The sequence below is a fragment of the Marinomonas sp. ATLA20 genome (assembly GCF_057180105.1).
On the sequence record NZ_JBXUKU010000018.1, the window covers coordinates 31,366 to 52,595 of the forward strand.

Here is a 21,230-nt window from a genome sequence, read left to right on the forward strand (position 1 = left end):
TCCTAACTGCTTCTTCTATTCGTCTTTAACGAAGCCTTCTTATATAATTTAAAAGGCATCACCAATACTTCCTTTAACGATGTGGGTTGATACGTGACCGTATCGGGCATTCCAATTTTTAAATTTTCATCTCCCTGTAGTGCATCATTTCTTTTAGTCTTAAAAACCGTATCCCAAATACTTAGGAAAAAACCGTAGTTACTGTTTGCTTCGACGTTCACTCTTGAGTGATGTATGCGATGCATATCTGGAGTGACAAACACCTTCTTAACCCATGTTTCGATACTAACAGGCAATCTTGCATTAGTGTGGTTAAACATGGCGGATGCATTCAATAAAATATCAAAGACCAAAACAGCCGCCACTGGAATACCCAACAACCAAACAGCTAAGGCCTTAATAAATAGAGACAATATAATTTCGACGGGATGGAAACGTAACGCTGAGCTCACATCTAATTCAGGGTCAGAATGATGAACTCGATGGAAACGCCAGAAAAAAGAAACTCGATGAAATAATCGATGCTGCCAATAAATAAGGCAGTCTAATAGAAAAACACTCACCAACAAAACGACCCAGAACGGTAAGTCTAATACCCACAAAAGACCAAAATTTTGGCTAAATAAAGCGACAACCGACAGTAACAAAGGCTGAACGATTCGAACGCTCATCGCGCCAACGACCAATAAAGAAAGGTTGTGAAGCCAACGTTGACGCCATTGCAAAAGCGCCCCTCTTGGCCAATTCCATTGCCAAAAAACCAGCAAGCTAAAGATCAGAACAAAAACACCTATACGAACAGTGAAATCTATCATTTAGCAAATAACCTGAATTAAAATCTTTTAAAATCAAAGTATAAAGGTTTCTTTTATAATTAAATCAGTTCGAAAGGCTCTCGATGATTCATTAAAAAATGGACTTTAATTTGCCCAAGAAGTTCCATAAAAACATTGAGATTGATGTCATCTAAACGATAAATAACAAGACAATCATCACCAAATTGAGCCTTTGGCAAACGACTCCGAAAAGAATGTAAGACACTCAGATCAGAGAAATAAATACATAAATGATCAACACGCGCAGCAACACCGTATAACCAGCCTGCGTTCATCTTAAAATATGGAATCCCTAAATCATTTACCAACTCAGCTTCAGGTGCCATCGATCTCATCATCTCGATAATTTTCAACAAATCCTCGCGCCTTGCTGGGGAAGCCTGTTGCACATATTGATTTACAAACTCATTCGACACGGACGTCAGCATAAGATCGCCTCCTCTTGATAAATAATAGAAAGAGCCCGACCTTACTGTCTTAATCAATGATAACCGAATGATTCACATGAAGTTGTGCTCTTTTAATGCCTCTTCAATGCGAGTCATAGCTTGATCGAGAATAGATTGGGGACATCCAAAGTTTAGGCGAACATAGTTAGGATTACCAAAATCTTTACCATCAGAAACACCGATACCGGCATCCAGAAAAAATTGGTAAGGATTATCAAGAGACAAAGCAGACACATCAATCCAAGCAAGATAAGTTGCTTCTAAATGCACCATGTTAAGCGGCGTTGCTGCAATCCTTCTTGCTAATAGATCTCGATTACTTTTCAAGTACATTAATAGCTCATCGTGCCATTCCTGACCTTCATCATACGCTGCAGTGGCAGCCGTCAAACCTAGCATATTGGGTGACGGTATTAAGCCAGCTCTTTCTTGATTAAACGCTTGACGCAATTGAGCGTTTTCAATCACAGCAAAAGCATAACCTAAGCCCGCAGTATTAAACGTTTTACTTGGAGCCATTAAAGTAATGGTGCGATTCGCAGCGTCGCTGTTTAAGCCAGCAAACGGCACGTGAGGTAAATCATCCAAAATCAAATCGCAGTGTATTTCATCACTCACCACCACCAGATCGTACTTTTCTGCCAATGCATGAATGCTTAACAGCTCTTCTTTGGTATAGACGGTTCCACCTGGATTATGGGGATTACATAACAGAATCATCTTACTTTTAGGGTTGGCGCAAGCCGCTTCAAATTGCACCATATCAGGGAGCCAGCGACCATTTTGAATGACCATATCCACATTTAGTAAATCGCGTCCAGACAGCGCCGGTGCTTTGGTTAAATGGTAATAAACAGGTCCCGGCACAATGATGCCATCTCCCTCGTTTGAATAAACGCGAACACTTAAATGTAGTGCACAAACAAGACCCGGAAGATGAACTAAATGGGCTGAAGAAACATTCCAACCATAGCGACTGGAAAGGTGGGACTGGATAGCTTTCACCAACGCTTTTGGTGTATATGTATAGCCAAACACACCCTTATTAACCCTTTGATTTATAGTTTCTTTTATACAATTCGGTGAATCAAAATCCATGTCCGCTACCCACATAGGGATGACATTTTCAGGGTATTTTGACCACTTATCACTGCTCATATCTGATCTATCTATCAGGGTATCAAATACCGAAAAGCCGACATCCATTAAATAACACTCCAACCTTTAATTTAGCTTTATAATTAACACTATCGCGCCTGAAAATTCCAGCCATAATAGCCAATAAGGGAAACGAAAAAGAGCAAGTCAAAATAGTACATTAAGTAAGATATGAGCACAAAAATACGCATTTTTTATCTTATACCGACAGAATATCTCTAAAAAAAAAGATAAAAAAAATTTAAAGACCAATTAACCCTTTAAAATCATATAGTTAAATTAATTAGAGAACTAAGTTTCCTAATTGTCAAGGGTTGACCTAAATTACACAATCAGCCTAGTATAGTTTTCATTAAACGGCTGTTTAATAAAAAAGGATCCAAAATGCCAAAAGTTGGAATGCCCGAAATACGTAAACCTCAGCTCATCGAGGCCGCAATAAAAGCCATAGATAAATATGGTTTTGCAGGGGCAACAGTCAGTGTTATTGGTAAAAAAGCAGGCGTTTCTCCAGCCATCATCAACCACTACTTTGGTGGCAAAGATGGCTTGTACGAAGCAACAATGAGAAGCCTGATTCGTGAATTTTTTGAAGGTTTATCTCAAGAAGTCACAAAAGCGAAAAATAAATCGGCTAAACATAAAGTCATGGCTATAGTGAAAGCCAGCTTTAGCCAATCTCAAACACACCCCCAAGTCGTCAAAGCTTGGATGGGATTTTGGGCATCAGCCATGCACACGCCCTCTTTGTATCGACTACAGAATATCTATTCTAATCGTTTACAAACATCGCTGGTGTGTGTACTAAAAGAAGAATTTGAAATTACAAAAGCTCGTCGCATCGCACTTACTGTAGCTGCGCTTATAGACGGTATGTGGCTACGCGGTTCATTAGCTGGCGGCATCAACAAACAAGAATCAGCTGGGCAAATACAAGATTATCTGGATCTCGTGTTTCAGGACCACATCTAAACACACCAGTGCACAGCTTTTTTCATCATACATATTGTTTTAGGCAGCCTACAAAACACGCTGTCCATGTTTTAGGAGTTCACTTTCAGTGCCTGTGTTCGGCACTGTATTCGCTCATTGGTTTTGAGTTCAATAGAAAGAGGGTAAGGGTATGTTAAATAAGACAAAAAAGACCGCAATAGCTATAAGTATGGCAAGTGTATCGGGACTAACCATGGCGGCAGATTGCTCTACCGTTCGCTTTTCCGATGTGGGTTGGACTGACATTACGGCCACCACAGCAGTAACCAGTGAAATCGTCGAAGGCCTAGGCTACAAAACCAAAACACAATTGCTATCTGTTCCTGTTACTTACACTTCGCTAGCAAATGGTGACATAGATGTCTTTCTTGGCAACTGGATGCCAACCATGCAGGCAGACATCGAACCTTACCTAAAAGCAGGCACTGTTGAAGACCTTGGTGCAAACCTTGTCGGTGCCAAATACACACTAGCGGTTAGCAAAGACGCTTTTGACGCTGGCGTAACGGACTTCTCCGACATTGCAAAACACCGTAAAGAATTTTCAGGTCGCATTTACGGTATCGAACCTGGCAATGACGGCAACCGCATCATCCAAGACATGATCGACACTAATGCTTTTGATCTCGGCAATTTCCAATTAGTTGAATCCAGCGAAGCTGGCATGTTGTCTCAAGTTAGCCGCAATACTCGTCGTAACAAATGGATCGCTTTCTTAGGCTGGGCACCTCACCCAATGAACGCCAACTTTAAAATGGAATACCTTTCTGGCGGAGACGACTACTTCGGCCCGAACTATGGTGGTGCTGATGTCCACACTAACGTTCGTAAAGGCTATACCCAACAATGCCCTAACGTTGGCAAACTGATCACAAATCTAAAATTTTCTTTACCGATGGAAAACCAAATCATGGGCGCCATTCTTGATGACGGCAAAAAACCTAACATCGCTGCAAAAGAATGGTTAAAAGCAAACCCTGAAGTTTTAGACGCTTGGCTTAAAGATGTAACAACGAAATCTGGTGATAATGGCTTGAACGCCGTGAAATCTCACCTAGGTTTGTAATACCTCACTGCACACCACGACCCCCTTAACGACACACCGTTAAGGGGGTGTCATTAAACTATCGGGAGAACACATATATGAATTGGCTGACGGATAATAAGATCCCTCTTGGCGCTTGGATGGAACACTTTGTCGACTGGCTGGTTACTGCAGCTTCCGTGTTTTTTGATCTGGTCTCCATAACCTTAGAAACCATGATTGTAACCATGGTCGACGCGATCGACTCACTTCACCCATTCGCGGTTATTGCCATTATTTTAGTGGGTGTTTGGTTTCTTCACCGTAGCATTGGATTACTGATTTTTATTACCTTATCTCTATTGCTAATCATCAACATGGGCTATTGGGTCGAAACGATTCAAACCCTAGTGCTTGTCGTCTCCGCAACCGCAATAAGTGTATTAATTGGTGTGCCTATTGGCATCGCAGCCGCTCATCGACCTTGGCTATACACTACATTACGTCCGATTTTAGATTTAATGCAGACCATTCCAACCTTTGTTTATCTTATTCCAACCCTTATTTTATTTGGCTTGGGCTATGTTCCGGGTTTGATCTCGACCATTATCTTCGCCATTGCCGCGCCAATTCGCTTGACCTATTTAGGGGTTAGCAAGGTGCCCAGTGAACTTATCGAGGCTGGCTTAGCCTTCGGTTGTACAAAATCAAAACTGCTATACAAAGTTGAGCTGCCAGCAGCCATGCCAAATATCATGGCCGGCGTAACACAATGTATTATGTTGTCTTTATCCATGGTGGTTGTCGCGGCTCTAGTCGGGGCAGATGGCTTAGGAAAACCGGTAATCAGAGCACTGAACACGGTGAACATTTCCCAAGGCTTTGAAGCGGGTGTCGCCATTGTCTTGGTTGCCATCATGCTAGACCGTATTTGCAAATCACCATCATCTAAGAGCGAGGGATAAATTATGGCTGTTGTAACAATTGAAAACGTCGACATTGTTTTCGGCAACAATAAAGCAAAAACACTCCCTCTAATGGACCAAGGTCACACTCGCGACCAGATTCTAGGCATGACTGGTGACGTTGTTGGTGTACAAAACGCCAACATCGAAGTCAACGAAGGTGAAATTTGTGTATTGATGGGACTGTCTGGATCAGGCAAATCCACCCTACTGCGAGCCGTTAATGGCTTAAACAAAATCGCCCGTGGTCGCTGCCTTGTAAGAGACGGTGACGATATGGTTGATATGGCGAAATGCGATGAAGCGACCCTGCGTCACATGCGTACTCGTCGCGTATCTATGGTATTTCAAAGTTTTGCCTTAATGCCATGGCTAACCGTACTGGAAAATGTGGCTTTTGGATTAGAAATGCAAGGCATGCCAAAAGCGGAACGACTAAAAAAAGCACGCGAACAGTTAAAAATGGTGAGCTTAGAAAAATGGGCCGATAAAAAACCCGATGAATTGTCAGGTGGTATGCGCCAGCGCGTTGGTTTGGCTAGAGCGTTTGTAATGGACACAGATGTGTTGTTAATGGATGAACCATTTTCAGCCCTTGATCCACTAATTCGCTCTCAACTTCAAGACGAGCTAATCGAACTGCAAAGACGCTTAAATAAAACCATTATTTTCGTTAGTCACGATTTGGATGAAGCACTGAAAATCGGCACTAAGATTGCCATCATGGAATCCGCTAGAATCATTCAGGAAGACGCGCCTGAACAAATTGTTCTTAACCCAGCTACTGAATACGTGGAGAAGTTCGTTGCTCATACAAATCCTCTGAACGTGTTATGCGGCAACTCTTTAATGACACCATTAGCAGATTTAGCCGTGCAAGACGATCATGTTGTTATCAATGATGACATTAAAATGACTCTAGAGAATGGCAAAGTAGCTTCTATCCAAGGAGCAAACGGTGATATCCCAACCGCTCGTTGGACACCAGAAACCATCCTTGCCAACGTACCAGATAACACGGTTTTCATCGTGCCTGCCAACATTGCCATGCGCGATGCTGTCGAGATCCGCTACCACTCAAACCAATTTATGGTTTTGGAAGAAGCAGGTCAATGCATCGGCATACTCAACGATCATAATTTTTACCACGCCCTACTTGGTAAACACTTTGGACGCGAAGAAGCCGCGGCTTAGCGCTTTTCTCTAGATAAGACCAAATAAAGAAATAAGACCAATTTGAAATACAGATAAATAAAAAGGCCAGATGTTTAATCCATCTGGCCTTTCTTGTTTTGACGCTGCTCTCACACCTAAATCATCAAACGTTCAGTAACAAGTGCTCTCGCTCCCAGGAACTAATGACTCGGTTGAAAGTTTCAAACTCGCTGCGTTTTACGCCCATATAAGCTTTCACAAAATGTTCGCCCATGATGTCACAAAGCGGTTGGCATTCTTCCAAGAGACGCAAGCCTTCTTCAAGAGTCCGGGCGATTTCAACTTCTTCCGAAGGTGGCTTTTTCCCCTCCACAGGGGCAGTAGGATGCAGCTTCTCTCTAATACCGAGATAACCACAGGCCAATGTCGCTGCGATGCCAAGATAAGGATTGCAATCAGCACCAGGGAAACGGTTTTCAATACGCGTCGCTTCCGGCACGGAGAACGGAACTCGTAGTCCTGCCGTACGGTTATCAAATCCCCACTGCATATTGATTGGTGCCGCCATGTCTGGTGAAAAACGACGATAAGAGTTAACGTTTGGCGCAAAAAAACTAATCGCATTAGGCGTGTATTTTTGTAGCCCGCCCAAATAGTTATAAAACAGTTCACTTGGGCTGTCGTTGTCATCAAACAAGTTTTTACCTGTTTTGCTGTCCACCAAACTCTGATGAATATGCATGGCACTGCCCGGCTCATGCTGCATAGGCTTCGCCATAAAGGTCGCATACATACCGTGTTTCATGGCGGCTTCACGTAAAGTACGCTTAAAAACAAACACCTGATCGGCCAAGTCTAATGGATCGCCGTGAATAAAGTTGATCTCCATCTGCGCTGCGCCAGATTCATGGATCAAGGTATCCACGTCCAAGCCTTGCGCTTCACAATAGCTGTAAAGCGTATCAATCACTGGGTTAAACTCATTTACCGCGTCAATACTATAAGAACGACGTGAAGTTTCCCGTTTACCCGAACGCCCTACAGCTGGCTTTAACTCGTAATCTGGGTCGGTATTTGGGTCGATCAGGTAAAATTCCACTTCTGGAGCAATCACCGGCGTGATGCCTTCTTTTGCATACAGAGCAAGAATATTTCGTAAGATGGTTCGGCTCGACAACGGATGCAGTTGGCCGCTTTTATCGTAACAATCATTAATGATTTGCGCCGTCGGCTCATCTGCCCAAGGCACTAAACGGAAAGTATTCGGGTCAGGATGAAGCTCCATATCTCGATCGCTTGCGTCCACCAGCTCGTAATGATTGTCAGCCCAATCACCAGTGACACTTTGCACAAGAATGGTTTCAGGGATACGTCCGAACAACTCTGCCAAGAATTTATACGTTGGATAAAACTTGCCTCGAGCATTGCCCGTCATATCAGCCAACGTTGACTCAACTTCCGTAATTGAATGTTCTTTCAAAAAAGCTTCAAACTCTGTCATAACCCACCTTGTACTAACAGATTCCTTAATTAAAACAGCTAAAAATGCCTATTGTGGACACTGTTTCGTTGTTTACTAAACTTAATCTTAGTTTGGCTTTGAACATATTTTAGTTAATCCACTAAAGCAACTGCTTTTACCATATGCAACAAAATAAAACCGACCTCTAATTAAGCATCAAAAATACGAATACACCTCTTGAGCGAAGTTATAAATCAGGCACTTTTTGTGCATGTTTTAAAACTAACTAAGTCGAATAATGAAACACTGTATTCCCTAAAAAAAACACCTGATTTCCTGAGGGGATTACTCCTAATCACCCGTAACGTCATAATTTATGGTCTATGATATGTTCTGATGTTAAAAATACGAATTCACCACTTGCTGATCATTGCAATCAGAGGCTCAATCCGTATAGTCAGCCGAAATAATGATCAACCAGATCATGATGATTTTTATGTTTAATCATTAGAGAACCCAAAAGGACACTAAATGTTAAAGCAAACCCTGTTTCCCATCTGGAGTCTGCTCATAGGTATTGCCGTTCTCACCATGGCAAGCGCCTTGCAAAGCTCACTGATCGGTATTCGAGCCTCTATAGAGGAGTTCAATACGACGGCGACAGGTTTGATCATGTCAGCCTACTATCTTGGCTTTATTCTTGGTTCCCTTTTGGTGCCAAGCTGGGTCAAGAACGTGGGCCATATTCGAGTGTTTGCCGCAGTAGCGTCTTTGGCTTCTATCACCATTTTGATGCAATCCGTTGTGGTTAATCCTTGGTTCTGGATGCTGATGCGGATGGGAACGGGGTTGTGTTACGCAGGTCTTTTTATTGTTACCGAAAGCTGGTTAAACGACATTGCAACAAACAAAACTCGTGGCCGTTTATTCTCGATTTATATAATAGAAATATGGGCAAGCCAAACCATCAGTCAGTTCTTATTGAACTTGTCCTCGCCTAGTGGTTATGGCCTGTTCATTTTAACGTCCGTACTAATTTCCTTGGCAGTCGTTCCTCTATTATTAGTGCGTACACCATCACCCACTATTAACGTGCCGGAAAAACTCAATATTCTAGGGTTAATTAAAACGGCACCTCTTGGTGTAACCGGTGTCACCATTGCTGGGGCAACTTCTGGGGCCTTATTGGGTCTGGGCGCACTCTATGCAAAAAGTATCGGTATGAACATTGCCGAGATTTCATTCTTTATCGGTGCCAGTTACGTCGGTGGGATGTTGCTGCAATGGCCAATTGGTAAACTATCTGACCGTCAAGATCGTCGTGTCACCATACTCTGGGTTGGCGTTGTTGGGGCGCTGGCCGCATTCATTGTGCCGCTCGGAGGCACAATGAATAACCAAATATTGATGATGATTGGCATGTTTGCAGTCGGTGCATTTACCTTCCCAATGTACTCACTCGCTTCCTCTCACATGAATGACCAACTTCGCCCAGAACAAATTCTTTCTGCCAGTAGCGGTATGATATTGCTAAATGGTATTGGGGGTATGTTAGGGCCTCTAGCCGCGGCAGCATTGATGGATACACTTCGTATTGAAGCGTTATTTTGGTTTGTTGCTGGACTCAATATAACCGTAGCACTGTTTGCTGTGTACCGAATCAAGCATCAGCCAGCCATGATTATCGAAGAGCAAGGGGATCAAATTCCAGTGGCGCTTACAGTATCTTCTGTAGCAACCGCAGAAATGCTTGTCGAAGCTGACTCCTCTACTCCAGTGGAAGAAAAAAGCCACGAGGTGGAAATCAAACTTTAGCATTTCAAAATTACCACACAGTCCTTGCTCTATTAAGACAAGGGTTGTGTGGCGATTTTAAGCGCAATACTCCAAATCAAGATAGCATTAACACGATTAAACCAACGCCAAAAAGCCGCTTTTTCTAACCACTTTGCACAAAGCTTTCCCACCAGAGCCAAAGACAAAAACCACAACACAGACGCGCACACACCACCGAAAACAAACTCCCACCTTGCGCCTTGCCACTGGTTCGCCAGACTGCCCATCAAAATCATGGTATCTAAGTAAAAATGCGGATTAAGCCACGTCACCGCAAACCCCATCATCACCAGCGGCCACAAGGCTAAACGCTTACTGTATTGCTCTAAAATTAAATGTTCTTCTTGAAACGACGCCCGCCATTTACCCAAGGCAAACCACACCAAGAAAGCCACGCCAGCCCAACGAGATACCGACAACAGCCAGTCATGACTTTGCAAGATCAAACCTAAACCAAACGCCCCAAGCGCAATAGAAATGGCATCACTCAAAATAAACAGCAAGGCAATCGGAAAGGCGTAATGTCGCTTTAATGCCTGCTCCAATAAAAAACTATTCTGTGCCCCAACGGCGACAATCAAACCGCCACCAGTAATCGCGCCACTCACAAATGCCAACACAACCTTCTCCAATATCTCAGTGTTCTTTAAAGAAGCTTGATCTTACGTAAGGCAACCATTAAATTAAAATTAATTAAACTAAATTTATATTAGATAAATTTATGATGGATTATAAAGCACTATCCTCACTTCACGCTGTTTTGAAGTTCCAAAGTTTTGACAAAGCAGCAGAATATCTTCACCTGACACAATCTGCGGTGTCACAAAATATCAAACGCTTAGAACAAGTCTGCGGCCGCCCTCTACTGATTCGTGCCAGACCTGTGGTTGCCACACCACTTGGCGAGCAACTACTAGCGCATTTCAACAAAGTCGCCATGCTCGAAGAGGGACTACAAGAAGCAATCCAAGGCAATCAAGCTACACAACCGATAAGCATTGCGGTCAACAACGATGTGCTCGCGACTTGGTTTACCGACGTGGTCAGACAATTCTCTGCAACAGACTTCACCAAGTTACATATTAAAGCCGCCGACCAAGCCAACACTCGCGCTCTATTACAAACGGGCGAAGTGGTAGCTTGTGTCAGTCAAATTGGTACACCAGTAGCGGGTGGGGATTCTATCTTTCTTGGCAACATGCATTACGAACTGGTCGCCACACCCAGTTTTATAGAAGAACACCTGAAAGGAGACCTCAGCGCCGAAGCCGTTTTAAAATCGCCGTCTTTGATTTACGACGAACATGATGAACTTTGGGCGCGATATCAGAATGAATGCTTAAACGTAACAACCGATGTGAGCCACAGTCATTGGTATCCCTCTTCACATGGCTTTGTTGAACTTGTAATGGGTGGCACAGTCTGTGCTTTAATTCCTAGTATTCAAATCAAACAGAAAATAAAAAGCAAGAAACTGGTATCCTTACTGCCAAACAAGCGCCTAGCCTTGCCTCTTTATTGGCATTGGTACAAACTCAACTCACCTGTATTAGATCGATTAACTAAGGTGATATTAAATGTCACACGAGATGCTATATAATAAAGTCATCTTTAAAAACTGACTGGCGATATGCATATGTTCAGTCGCTTTTTGGGCAGCCATTTAACAAAACTATTTTAAGGAAAAATTATGATTCGAAAATGTCTATTCCCTGTTGCTGGTTACGGCACCCGTTTTTTGCCTGCCACTAAGTCCATGCCCAAAGAAATGCTTCCTATCGTAAACAAGCCTTTGGTTCAATACGGCGTAGAAGAAGCGGTCAAAGCAGGCTTAGACAATGTCACCTTCGTAACGGGTCGTGGTAAACGTGCCATTGCCGACCATTTCGACATCAGCTATGAACTAGAACATCAAATTGCCGGCACCAATAAAGAAAAATACCTAGATGGCATACGCCACCTGATCGACAACGTAAACTTTTCTTTTACTCGTCAAAACAACATGTTAGGTCTAGGCCATGCGATCCTCACTGGTGAACCACTTATTGGTGATGAAGCCTTTGGTGTGGTACTAGCGGATGACCTTTGCTTCGGTGAAGATGATGGCGTAATGGCACAAATGGTTAAACTGTATAACCAATTCCGTTGCACTATAGTTGCGATTGAAGAAGTACCAGAAGACGAAGTGCACAAATATGGCGTCATCAAAGGCGAATCCATGATGGACGGCCTATACCGTGTTACCGACATGGTGGAAAAACCGGCAAAAGAAGATGCACCATCAAACCTTGCTATCATCGGCCGCTACATCCTAACACCTGATATTTTTGACAAGATCCGTAGTACGCCAGCAGGTCGTAATGGTGAAGTACAAATAACTGATGCCATCTTGCAGCAAGCACAAGAAGGCTGTGTATTAGCGTATAAATTCAAAGGCAAACGTTTTGACTGCGGTAGCGTTGACGGCTTCGTTGAGGCAACCAACTTCTGCTACAAAAATATTTACCAAGATCCTACAGAAGCGTAACCTTGCCAAAGCATTAAAACGCACCAAATTGGATCAAAAAAGCCAGTACATCAAATGTACTGGCTTTTTTTGCGCCTGATTACACTAGCAAGCTCAGTGTAAACCCCTAAGCCGCTGAGCGTTTTTTCACCCAATACACGATGCCTTTTTGTAGCAAGATAAAGAACAACAACAAGCCACCCACAGCTAATTTGGTCCACCAGCTATTTAACGAGCCATCAAAAGTAATCAAGGTTTGAATAATGCCTTGGATCATTCCACCCAAGAAAGTACCAAATACATAACCCACTCCGCCCGTTAACAAGGTACCGCCAATCACCACTGCGGCGATAGCATCTAACTCGACCCCAACCGCTGCAAGTGGATAAGCCGAGCCTGTATATATCGCAAAGATTACCCCAGACATAGCGCTGTAAAATCCGCTCAAGGCATAGATTTTAATAATAGTCTTTTTCACTGGCACGCCTAGCAAGGCTGCCGAATGACTGTCTCCTCCCAGCGCATACACACTCATACCAAATCGAGTTCTACGAGCAATCAATATACCCAACGCAAGCAACACCAACATAGCCATGGCAATGAAAGTCAGACCTCCGCGCCCAGGTAACGGCACATAAATATCATACAAGCCACTGATAAACGGGTGATCAATCGGCACCGCGTCTAGGTTGATCAAATACGCCAAACCACGAAACAAAAACATCCCTGCTAAGGTTACGATAAAAGCCTGAATCTCGAAGAACGCAATAATAACGCCCATTATCGCGCCAAAAGCCACACCCACAATCAAAGCGATACCAATAGCAAACAGAGGATGCATGCCAGTATTGGTAATCAGATAGGCCATCAAAACACCGATAAACGCGATCATCGACCCGACCGATAAATCGATACCACCAGACAGGATGACAAAAGTCATACCGATCGCAGTGATGATCAGAAACGCGTTATCCGTCAATAAGTTTGAGAATACTAAGGTGTCACGAAAGCCCTTGTACTCATACATGCCAAAACCATACAAAAGGATAAAAACCAATAGCGTTGCCAATATCGGCAAATTACGTTCATTAATCATGGTTTTATGCTCCCTTTACCGGTATCCGCTTTACCAGTACTACTATTAGCTGCACGCTTCTTTTTCGTGAAAAAATCAGATATCCATTGACGAGTCTTTGGTGATTGAACCAACAATACCGCGAGAATAATGGTTGCTTTCACCACCAAATTATATTGAACAGGCAAACCACTGGTCAGAATCGCCGTGGTTAAAGTTTGAATAATTAACACGCCAACAATCGTCAGCAGCAAATAAATACGCCCGCCCGCTAACGAAGCACCGGCTAACACCACCGCTAAAATGGCATCCAGTTCTAGCCATAAACCCGCATTATTGGCATCGGCTCCGCGAATATCGGCCGCGAGAATAATGCCGCTCATCGCAGCACAAAGCCCCGAAAAAACATATGCAGACAAAACTAACAAGCGCGCCTCGATCCCAACCAATCGGCTGGCTCGCACGTTCGCCCCCACCGACTCAATAAACAAGCCCAGCGCGGTTTTACGCATCACCAAAACGGTTAAAGCAATCATGCCTATCGCAATCCACACGCGAATAGGAAATGCCAAGAAATATCCGTTGCCAATGGCATCCAATACATCAGAATGGAAGGTGACGATTTGCCCTTCCGTAATCATCTGCGCGATACCACGTCCTGCCACCATCAAAATTAACGTGGCGACAATCGGCTGAATATTAAATACCGACACCAAAATGCCATTCCACAAACCGCACAGCATGCCAGCGCCTAAAGCACATAAAATCACCAATCCTACCGGCCAATCGGTATTCACCGTCAGCACAGCCGTCACCGCACCAGAAATTGCAATCACCGCACCGACCGACAAATCAATACCACGAGTACCAATGACCACCGCCATCCCCAAAGCCACTAACGCTGTAGGCGTTGCGCGATGAAGGATGTCCAATAGACTACCAAACAGGTGGCCATCGACCATTCGAATGCTCAGAAAACCCGGCGTTACCGACGCCGTAACCAAGATGATCAGCACCAAAGACAACAAAGGCGCGAGCGTTTTTTGATGTTTATGCAAAAAGTTATTTTTTTTCATATGAACAGCTACTTTGAATACTTAAAAAATGACTAGCTCGCAATGGTGCGTAATATAGCCTGCTCCGAAACCTCATCACCATGAAGTTCAGATACCTTGTGATGGTCTTTCATCACCACCACGCGATGAGCAAACATCACCAACTCTTCTAACTCAGAAGACGCAACTAATAGCCCCATACCTTGCTCACACAGTTCTTTAATAATTTGAATGATTTCGTGATGAGCACCGATATCAATGCCCCGTGTTGGCTCGTCTAGAATTAATAATGCCGGATGCGTAATCAACCAACGAGCAAGGATAACCTTTTGCTGATTACCACCACTTAATTCACCAATTGGCTTATCCATATCAGGTGTTTTTATTGCCAAGCGCTGAATCATTTCTTCTACTAGCTTTTGTTGCTCAGCCATAGAAATTGGCGACCACCAACCTTTGCTCGCCTGCAACGCAAGGATCATGTTTTCCCTAACGCTCAATTCCGCCACTATGCCATCTTGCTTGCGATCTTCTGGGCAATACCCCATACCAACCTGAATGGCACGACGCAAAGAGGATTTTGTTAATGAATGATTACTTAGTGTCACTTCCCCTTGATCCGGTTTCACCGAACCATAGGCCAATTCACACAACTCCGTTCGACCAGAACCTAATAGGCCCGCCACACCAACAATTTCCCCTGCGGCGATATTCAAATTCAACGGCTGGAGATAACGCTGTTTACCAACATTATTTAGCTGTAGCAGCTCAGTGCGCTCTCGTTTGATGGAATGATCGTGAGCGGTTGGCGCAAGGTCCTCTAGAGATTTCCCTACCATGTGACTGACCAAATCGGAGCGAGACAGCTCCGCAGTTTTGAAGGTGCCAATGCACTCACCATTACGCAATACAGTAATACTATCGGTAATGCTGTAAACCTGATCCAAGAAATGCGTTACAAAAATAATACCCAAGCCTTCGGATTTCAGCCGTGCCATTAGGTCAAACAACTGCTTAATCTCGTCACTGTCTAAACTGGCCGTCGGCTCATCTAAGATCAGCATTTTGGCTTGAGTACTTAACGCACGAGCAATCGCGACGAGTTGCTGAATCGCAATCGAATAGGTATCTAGCTGACTCAATGGATCTATGTCTAAACCCACTTGCGCCAATAATTCTCTAGCGCGAATTTCCGCTTTCTTCCAGCTAATCAGGCCAAAGGTTTTTTCTTGATGCTGTAACGTCAGGTTTTCCATTACAGACATGGTAGGAATAAGGTTCACTTCTTGATAAACCGTGCTTATCCCTAAGCGCTGTGCATGACCGCTATCAGAGGCACTGATCAAGCTGCCATCTAATAGAATCTCACCGCTGTCACGCGGATAAACGCCCGTCAGTACTTTTATCAGAGTGGATTTACCGGCACCATTTTCACCCAGCAAGGCGCGAATCTCCCCCTGTTGGATCTGTAAAGACACATCATTCAGGGCTTGAACGCCGGTAAAAGATTTAGATAGGTGTTTGATTTCAAGCAAGGGACGAACTGCGCTCTGCCCCGCTTCGACCGTTTCTTTGGCTATCAAGGTTTCATTAGCTAATTGCGACATACCGCTGTCTCCGTTTCGCTAGCATAAAACAATAATCCACACCTAGAAGCGCCTTGCTTCTAGGTGTGTCGTTCTATTATTTACGCTTCGCGTATTCCGCAGCCGCTGTATCAGGTAGGTACAAAGGACCGTTTGCTTTGATCCACTTATCGACTTTTTTACCATCCTGAGACGCTAGAATGGCATCAAATGCAGGGCCACCAAGATGAGGATTCAACTCGATAGTCGCATTCGCTTCACCGTCAGCCATGGCTTTAAAGATATCTGGCACCGCATCGATAGACACAACCAAAATGTCTTTAGTTGGTTTTACACCCGCTTCTTTCATCGCAAGGATCGCGCCCAATGCCATGTCATCATTATGAGCAAACAAGGCACAGATATTCTTCGCACCGCCTTCTGCTTTCAAGAAACTTTCCATGACTTCTTTACCGCCTGCGCGAGTAAAAGAACCCGACTGAGAGCGAGTAATCGTCATATTAGGGAAATTGCCAATCACCGCATCAAAACCAGTCTTACGGTCGATCGCTGCAGAAGAACCAACGGAACCTTGCAATTCGACGATATTACAACGGCCATTGGTTTTCGCCGCCAACCAAGATGCCGCCAACGCGCCTTCCTCTTTGAAATCAGAAGCGACTTTCGTTAGATACATGCTGGGATCTGCCGCCACACCACGGTCAATTAGAACAACCGGGATTTTAGCGCGCTGCGCTTCTTTCAATACTTGATCCCAACCGGTTTCCACCACAGGAGCCAGCAAAATGCCATCAACGCCTTGCGCGATAAACGAACGCACAGCTTTGATTTGGTTTTCTTGCTTTTGTTGAGCATCAGAGAATTTTAGGTCATAACCACGGCGTTCTGCCTCGGCTTTAATGGATTCGGTTTCAGACGTTCGCCAGCCACTTTCCGAACCAATTTGCGAAAAGCCTATTGTGAGGTCTGCTGCCATCGCCGAAGCGGACAACACAGGAAGTAATACAGAGAAAGTAGTTAACACAGCTTTGCGTTTAAATGCACCCAGCCATGGCAACGATGGGCGAATAGAGAGAGATTTCATACTAGATTCCTTTTTGTTTTTGTTGTGATCAGTACTGAGCATCATCTACCTGTATTTACAGATAAACCAACACCCTACAATTCACAATATATCCCCCCTTCTAACCTTTCAAATGCAAGTTACAGCGAAAACCATATCAATATTGATATGCAAAAACACCCTAACATGACTTTTTTATTCACCATATGGTATTTTTCAGCCATTAAATAGATCTTTACATCACATCAAATATAACTGACTTAACCAAATGCTCACAGGCAAAGTCACCACAGACAATAAAGTCTGCATCGTAATATAAGCTGACATCCTATCAGCATCTCCGCCCAACTGACGGGCCAAGGCGTACGCCGATGTTGCCGTTGGTACCACACCAAACAACACAGCAACTAACGCTGGTAAGCCTCGCACATCTAGCCACCAGCACATTAAGCCAATCACCAAAGGAAACACCACAAAACGTGCAACTGAAGACATCACAAAGGTCATCCCCACAGAGCGTATCGCTTCTAAACGTACACTCGCGCCAACGGCCAGCAATACCAGAGGCAACGCTGCTTGCGACAGCATACTCAATACATCGGAAACCAGAACAATCGGTGTTAACCCTAACAAATTCAAACTGCTACCCAGTACAATCGACACGATCAAAGGATTGCGAATCAAAGCGCCACTTAACAAACGAGGCAAGGAATTGGCTGACGAACTATCAGCCGACGACGTCCCATGCATCAAGGTCATAGACACCACCAGAAATACATTAATAGAAGGAATCAACACAGAAGCGCCCAACGCCGCCAGCACCAATCCGTCATTGCCGTACAAACTGCCCGCTAAAGCCAACATAACAAAAGTGTTAAACCTCACGCCCGCTTGCAACATAGACGAAGCCGTCGGAGCAACCACCTTCATTAACCAGGTACTGACAAACACAAAAACCGCCGTCACAAACAAAGCAAACAACAAAATAAACGCATATTTTGGCAGCATGGGATTACTGAAATCGATCTGTGACGTTTTACTAAACAACAAAGCAGGAAACAGCACCCAATAAGTAAACTTATCAACGCCAGACCAAAAGCCTTCCATCGGAAAACGCCAACGCTGGCAAACAGCCCCCGCCATCAAAAGCAAAAATACTGGTAACACCGAAAGAGAGAGAGAAAACACAAATACCCCTAATAAACCTAAAGTCTAAAGTAGAAACTTTTTAGATGGCGATAACTCAGACAGAAAGCAGTTGCCAGTCTTGCGCGGCTAATTGCTCAACAAACCAAGACAACCCTTTGCCTGGGTCCTCTTTACGCCATGCCAAATACGCCATCTGATTCGGCCTTGGCAACTCACATTGGCGTAGCACCAAACGCCCAGAGCTTAACTCGTCAGCAATACGATGTTTTGGCAAATACCCAACTCCCAAGCCCAGACATTGCGCCTGAATTTTACTGCGCATGGTATCGACCCTGAGCACCTGACGACTCTCAAAAATCCCACTACTACGCGCTGGCAAAATTTTTGAACTATCCGCCACGACAATAGAAGGATATTGGCGTAATTGCGCCGCTGTAATCGGCCCATCGGTCAACGCCAACGGGTGCGTTGGCGCGACAGCAAAAACAAATTCTATTTCACCAATGGCACGAATATGAACATTCCCCTTTGGCAACTCACCCGTCGCACCGATCACCAAATCCGCTCTATCGTCTTGTAATGCATCCCAACCTCCACCGACCGCTTCTTCAGACAAGGTCAACTCCACCGGTCGATTCTGCGATAAAAAATCCCCAACAACAGACATCAAGGGGAGTTCCAACAGTGCCGTATCTCGGGCGATTCTTAGCTTCGGCTCCCAGCCAGACTCAAATTGCTTAATTGAATCTTCTAAACGCATGGCCGCTTCTAAAATGCTCCGACCTTGCTCCAGCACTAGGTGACCCGCCGGGGTTAATACAGCTTTTTGTCGTGAGCGATCAAACAAAGCCACGCCCAAATCGTCTTCCAATTTTTTTACTGTGTAGGTCAAGGCAGACGGCACTTTGAACAAAGCATCTGCCGCGGCCGCAAAACTGCCCAACTGATGAATCGCCTCTAACACCCGTAATGCTTCCAATGTCACCGCGTATGCCATAACTCAACCTTTATTCAAATTTTTTGAAATACTAGCTCAAAACCTTCCGATTTTCTTTCTTTTCTTCGACGCCTACACTCATTTCATACACCGCAAGCACCTTTGCCTTCGGTAGCCATTAGGAGAAACAACATGATCACTATTCGCAACGCACAAGACCGTGGACACGCTAACTTTGGTTGGCTAGACAGCCATCATACGTTTTCTTTTGGTAGCTACTACGACCCTCAACATATGGGCTTTTCAGACCTACGCGTCATCAATGATGATACAGTCACCCCAGGCGCAGGTTTCGAAACTCATGGCCATAAAGACATGGAAATACTAAGCCTAGTATTAGAAGGAACCATCGCCCACAAAGACAGCGCAGGCAACGTAAAAGAATTACCAGCAGGCGAATACCAACTCATGTCCGCAGGCAAAGGCGTTTACCACAGTGAATTCAACGCCTCTGGAACAGACATGCTGAAATTCCTACAGATCTGGATCATGCCAAATAAACTAGGTGGAGAGCCAGGCTACCAACAAAAGGAATTTAGCCAAGCACAAGGCTTCACCACCATCATCACACCCGATGGCGCACATGGCACCTTGCAAGTGAAACAAGACATGCAACTCATCCAACTGATCCTAGAAGATCAGCAACAAGCCACATGGCAAGCAGACAGCAAACGCCACTACTATGTGCACCTGATCGAAGGCGAACTGTCCCTAGGCGACGGCATCACCATGCAACCTGGCGACGGTGCAAAGATTGAAAACGTATCAGAAATTAACTTTGAGAGACTAAGCGAGCAACGCGTCAAAGCACTGCTTTTTGACTTGGTGTAACCCCACCAAGTCAAAAAGCACCCCAACAAAACGTAGGGCGGCATGAGCGTGAGGGAAGCAAAAAAGAGCAACGACCGTGACCTGCCGTCCTCTTTCAACCTCACAAACACCACACCACCAAACCGTAGGGCAGCATGAGGGAGGAACGACCGTGATCTGCCGCTCTCCCTCAACCTCACAAACACTAAACCACCAAAACGTAGGGCAGCATGAGGGAGGAACGACCGTGATCTGCCACAGCGGCCCAGTATGATCTCAACTTAAACCAGTCGAATTCAACGGGTTTAGCCAAACGAAAGCCTGTCGATTCTAGGATAGCTACTCGACAACAAAGATTAAACACATCGAATTCGATGTCTTTAAAAACGTCTAAACCACGTACGCGGCAATGAAACTTTGCTTAATAACATTGCCTAATATGGGTGCAGACTAATTAAAAAGCTGATTAATAACAGCCGCATTACGTTTCAAAGTAGCAATACTTCCAGGATGAAGCGTGCTAGAACCATGGGCAAGTTAGTTTCGAATTTTAGCTGACGCTTCTACCGTACAGCCAACTGGATCTAGTTCATTTAATGCTTCTAACACTTCAGCTTCACTTGGCTCATCTATAATAATAGGTTCATGATTTTGCCCAGTTGCAGAAAGTGTCCTTATTACTTTTTTATGGTGTGCATTTGCGACTGCCTTTTCCATGGCAGTTGGGAATTTCTCGTTTGACAGCCATTTTTTCTGTTTTGCATGGTTTAACAAACCTTGCAGTGCAGGCACTTCTTTTTCTTTTTTATTAGGATGCTCTAAAAGATAGCGGTGTCTTAATGCCATTTCTAATGCTGTATAGCTCATCAATTCAGCTACTTGATGAAAACGATACATAAACCAAGAATAGAGACTTAAGTTTTTCGATGTCTCAAACAGTTGGTAGACATCATCGGGGACCTCATCGTTAAGCACAATATCATCCAACAATTGATGCATTTCTTCTAATGTACACAAATGCTGCTGCCTAATATCTGGCTCCATTACCGAGTCCAATGATTTTAGATGATCAATCGTCCCTTCCCTTGCCAAACTACCTTCCTTACTTCAA

The 21,230-nt window shown here is 44.3% G+C and carries 20 protein-coding genes; 8 read left to right on the forward strand and 12 right to left on the reverse strand.

The genetic code is table 11. From position 1 onward, the window contains the following. Window positions 1–2 precede the first annotated feature (2 nt). From AC2A4J_RS19285 to AC2A4J_RS19295, 3 genes are all read right to left on the reverse strand, one after another. On the reverse strand, window positions 3–815 hold the full coding sequence (locus AC2A4J_RS19285) for a sterol desaturase family protein (protein WP_484177145.1): 813 nt from the start codon (window positions 813–815) through the stop codon (window positions 3–5). A gap of 59 nt (window positions 816–874) precedes the next feature. Then, complete coding sequence (locus tag AC2A4J_RS19290; RefSeq protein WP_255826089.1) at window positions 875–1,264, reverse strand: DUF1801 domain-containing protein; 390 nt, start codon at window positions 1,262–1,264, stop codon at window positions 875–877. A 72-nt stretch (window positions 1,265–1,336) separates the two neighbouring features. Further along, window positions 1,337–2,491 carry a MalY/PatB family protein gene (locus AC2A4J_RS19295; protein WP_484177146.1) on the reverse strand — a complete coding sequence of 385 codons (1,155 nt, stop codon included), beginning with the start codon at window positions 2,489–2,491 and terminating at the stop codon, window positions 1,337–1,339. A gap of 336 nt (window positions 2,492–2,827) precedes the next feature. Between AC2A4J_RS19295 and betI the strand changes: the two genes are divergently transcribed. From betI to choV, 4 genes are all read left to right on the forward strand, one after another. Next, entirely contained in the window at window positions 2,828–3,415 is a 588-nt protein-coding gene (gene betI, locus AC2A4J_RS19300; RefSeq protein ID WP_484177147.1) for a transcriptional regulator BetI, read from the forward strand. 151 nt (window positions 3,416–3,566) lie between these two features. Then, window positions 3,567–4,502, forward strand: a complete 936-nt coding sequence (locus AC2A4J_RS19305; protein WP_484177148.1) for a choline ABC transporter substrate-binding protein — start codon at window positions 3,567–3,569, stop codon at window positions 4,500–4,502. 77 nt (window positions 4,503–4,579) lie between these two features. Next, complete coding sequence (gene choW, locus AC2A4J_RS19310) at window positions 4,580–5,425, forward strand: choline ABC transporter permease subunit (protein WP_484177149.1); 846 nt, start codon at window positions 4,580–4,582, stop codon at window positions 5,423–5,425. Window positions 5,426–5,428: 3 nt separating this feature from the next. Continuing rightward, window positions 5,429–6,619 (forward strand): choline ABC transporter ATP-binding protein, encoded by a 1,191-nt coding sequence (choV, locus tag AC2A4J_RS19315; RefSeq protein ID WP_484177150.1) that lies wholly within the window; start codon window positions 5,429–5,431, stop codon window positions 6,617–6,619. Between the two features lie 124 nt (window positions 6,620–6,743). Here choV and AC2A4J_RS19320 read toward each other — a convergent pair whose 3' ends face one another. Further along, window positions 6,744–8,081 (reverse strand): glutamine synthetase family protein, encoded by a 1,338-nt coding sequence (locus AC2A4J_RS19320; RefSeq protein WP_484177151.1) that lies wholly within the window; start codon window positions 8,079–8,081, stop codon window positions 6,744–6,746. Between the two features lie 492 nt (window positions 8,082–8,573). Between AC2A4J_RS19320 and AC2A4J_RS19325 the strand changes: the two genes are divergently transcribed. Continuing rightward, window positions 8,574–9,857 (forward strand): MFS transporter, encoded by a 1,284-nt coding sequence (locus tag AC2A4J_RS19325; RefSeq protein WP_255826098.1) that lies wholly within the window; start codon window positions 8,574–8,576, stop codon window positions 9,855–9,857. A gap of 32 nt (window positions 9,858–9,889) precedes the next feature. Here AC2A4J_RS19325 and AC2A4J_RS19330 read toward each other — a convergent pair whose 3' ends face one another. Next, a complete protein-coding gene (locus AC2A4J_RS19330) occupies window positions 9,890–10,498 on the reverse strand; it encodes a LysE/ArgO family amino acid transporter (RefSeq protein ID WP_484177152.1) in 609 nt (202 codons plus the stop codon). Window positions 10,499–10,599: 101 nt separating this feature from the next. Here AC2A4J_RS19330 and AC2A4J_RS19335 point away from each other — a divergent pair, with 101 nt between their 5' ends. Then, window positions 10,600–11,478 (forward strand): ArgP/LysG family DNA-binding transcriptional regulator, encoded by an 879-nt coding sequence (locus tag AC2A4J_RS19335; RefSeq protein ID WP_484177153.1) that lies wholly within the window; start codon window positions 10,600–10,602, stop codon window positions 11,476–11,478. A gap of 90 nt (window positions 11,479–11,568) precedes the next feature. Continuing rightward, entirely contained in the window at window positions 11,569–12,405 is an 837-nt protein-coding gene (gene galU / locus AC2A4J_RS19340) for a UTP--glucose-1-phosphate uridylyltransferase GalU (RefSeq protein ID WP_484177154.1), read from the forward strand. Between the two features lie 106 nt (window positions 12,406–12,511). Here galU and yjfF read toward each other — a convergent pair whose 3' ends face one another. The 6 genes from yjfF to AC2A4J_RS19370 form a co-directional block, all read right to left on the reverse strand. Beyond that, window positions 12,512–13,480, reverse strand: a complete 969-nt coding sequence (gene yjfF, locus AC2A4J_RS19345) for a galactofuranose ABC transporter, permease protein YjfF (protein ID WP_484177155.1) — start codon at window positions 13,478–13,480, stop codon at window positions 12,512–12,514. Then, a complete protein-coding gene (locus AC2A4J_RS19350; protein ID WP_484177156.1) occupies window positions 13,477–14,535 on the reverse strand; it encodes an ABC transporter permease in 1,059 nt (352 codons plus the stop codon). Before AC2A4J_RS19350 ends, yjfF begins: the two co-directional genes overlap by 4 nt. 32 nt (window positions 14,536–14,567) lie before the next feature. Further along, on the reverse strand, window positions 14,568–16,121 hold the full coding sequence (locus tag AC2A4J_RS19355; protein ID WP_484177157.1) for a sugar ABC transporter ATP-binding protein: 1,554 nt from the start codon (window positions 16,119–16,121) through the stop codon (window positions 14,568–14,570). Between the two features lie 76 nt (window positions 16,122–16,197). Continuing rightward, a complete protein-coding gene (locus AC2A4J_RS19360; protein ID WP_304941365.1) occupies window positions 16,198–17,184 on the reverse strand; it encodes an ABC transporter substrate-binding protein in 987 nt (328 codons plus the stop codon). Window positions 17,185–17,403: 219 nt separating this feature from the next. Next, entirely contained in the window at window positions 17,404–18,351 is a 948-nt protein-coding gene (locus AC2A4J_RS19365) for an AEC family transporter (RefSeq protein WP_484177158.1), read from the reverse strand. 55 nt (window positions 18,352–18,406) lie between these two features. Beyond that, window positions 18,407–19,309, reverse strand: coding sequence for a LysR family transcriptional regulator (locus AC2A4J_RS19370; protein ID WP_484177159.1), 903 nt, complete (start codon window positions 19,307–19,309; stop codon window positions 18,407–18,409). A gap of 132 nt (window positions 19,310–19,441) precedes the next feature. On the opposite strand from AC2A4J_RS19370, the gene AC2A4J_RS19375 reads away from it, so the two are divergent. Continuing rightward, window positions 19,442–20,140, forward strand: coding sequence for a pirin family protein (locus AC2A4J_RS19375; protein ID WP_484177160.1), 699 nt, complete (start codon window positions 19,442–19,444; stop codon window positions 20,138–20,140). A gap of 516 nt (window positions 20,141–20,656) precedes the next feature. On the opposite strand, the gene AC2A4J_RS19380 is transcribed toward AC2A4J_RS19375, so the two are convergent. After that, the gene (locus AC2A4J_RS19380) at window positions 20,657–21,163 is read right to left on the reverse strand and encodes a hypothetical protein (RefSeq protein ID WP_484177161.1); all 507 of its coding nucleotides are present in this window, start codon (window positions 21,161–21,163) and stop codon (window positions 20,657–20,659) included. Window positions 21,164–21,230: the final 67 nt, after the last annotated feature.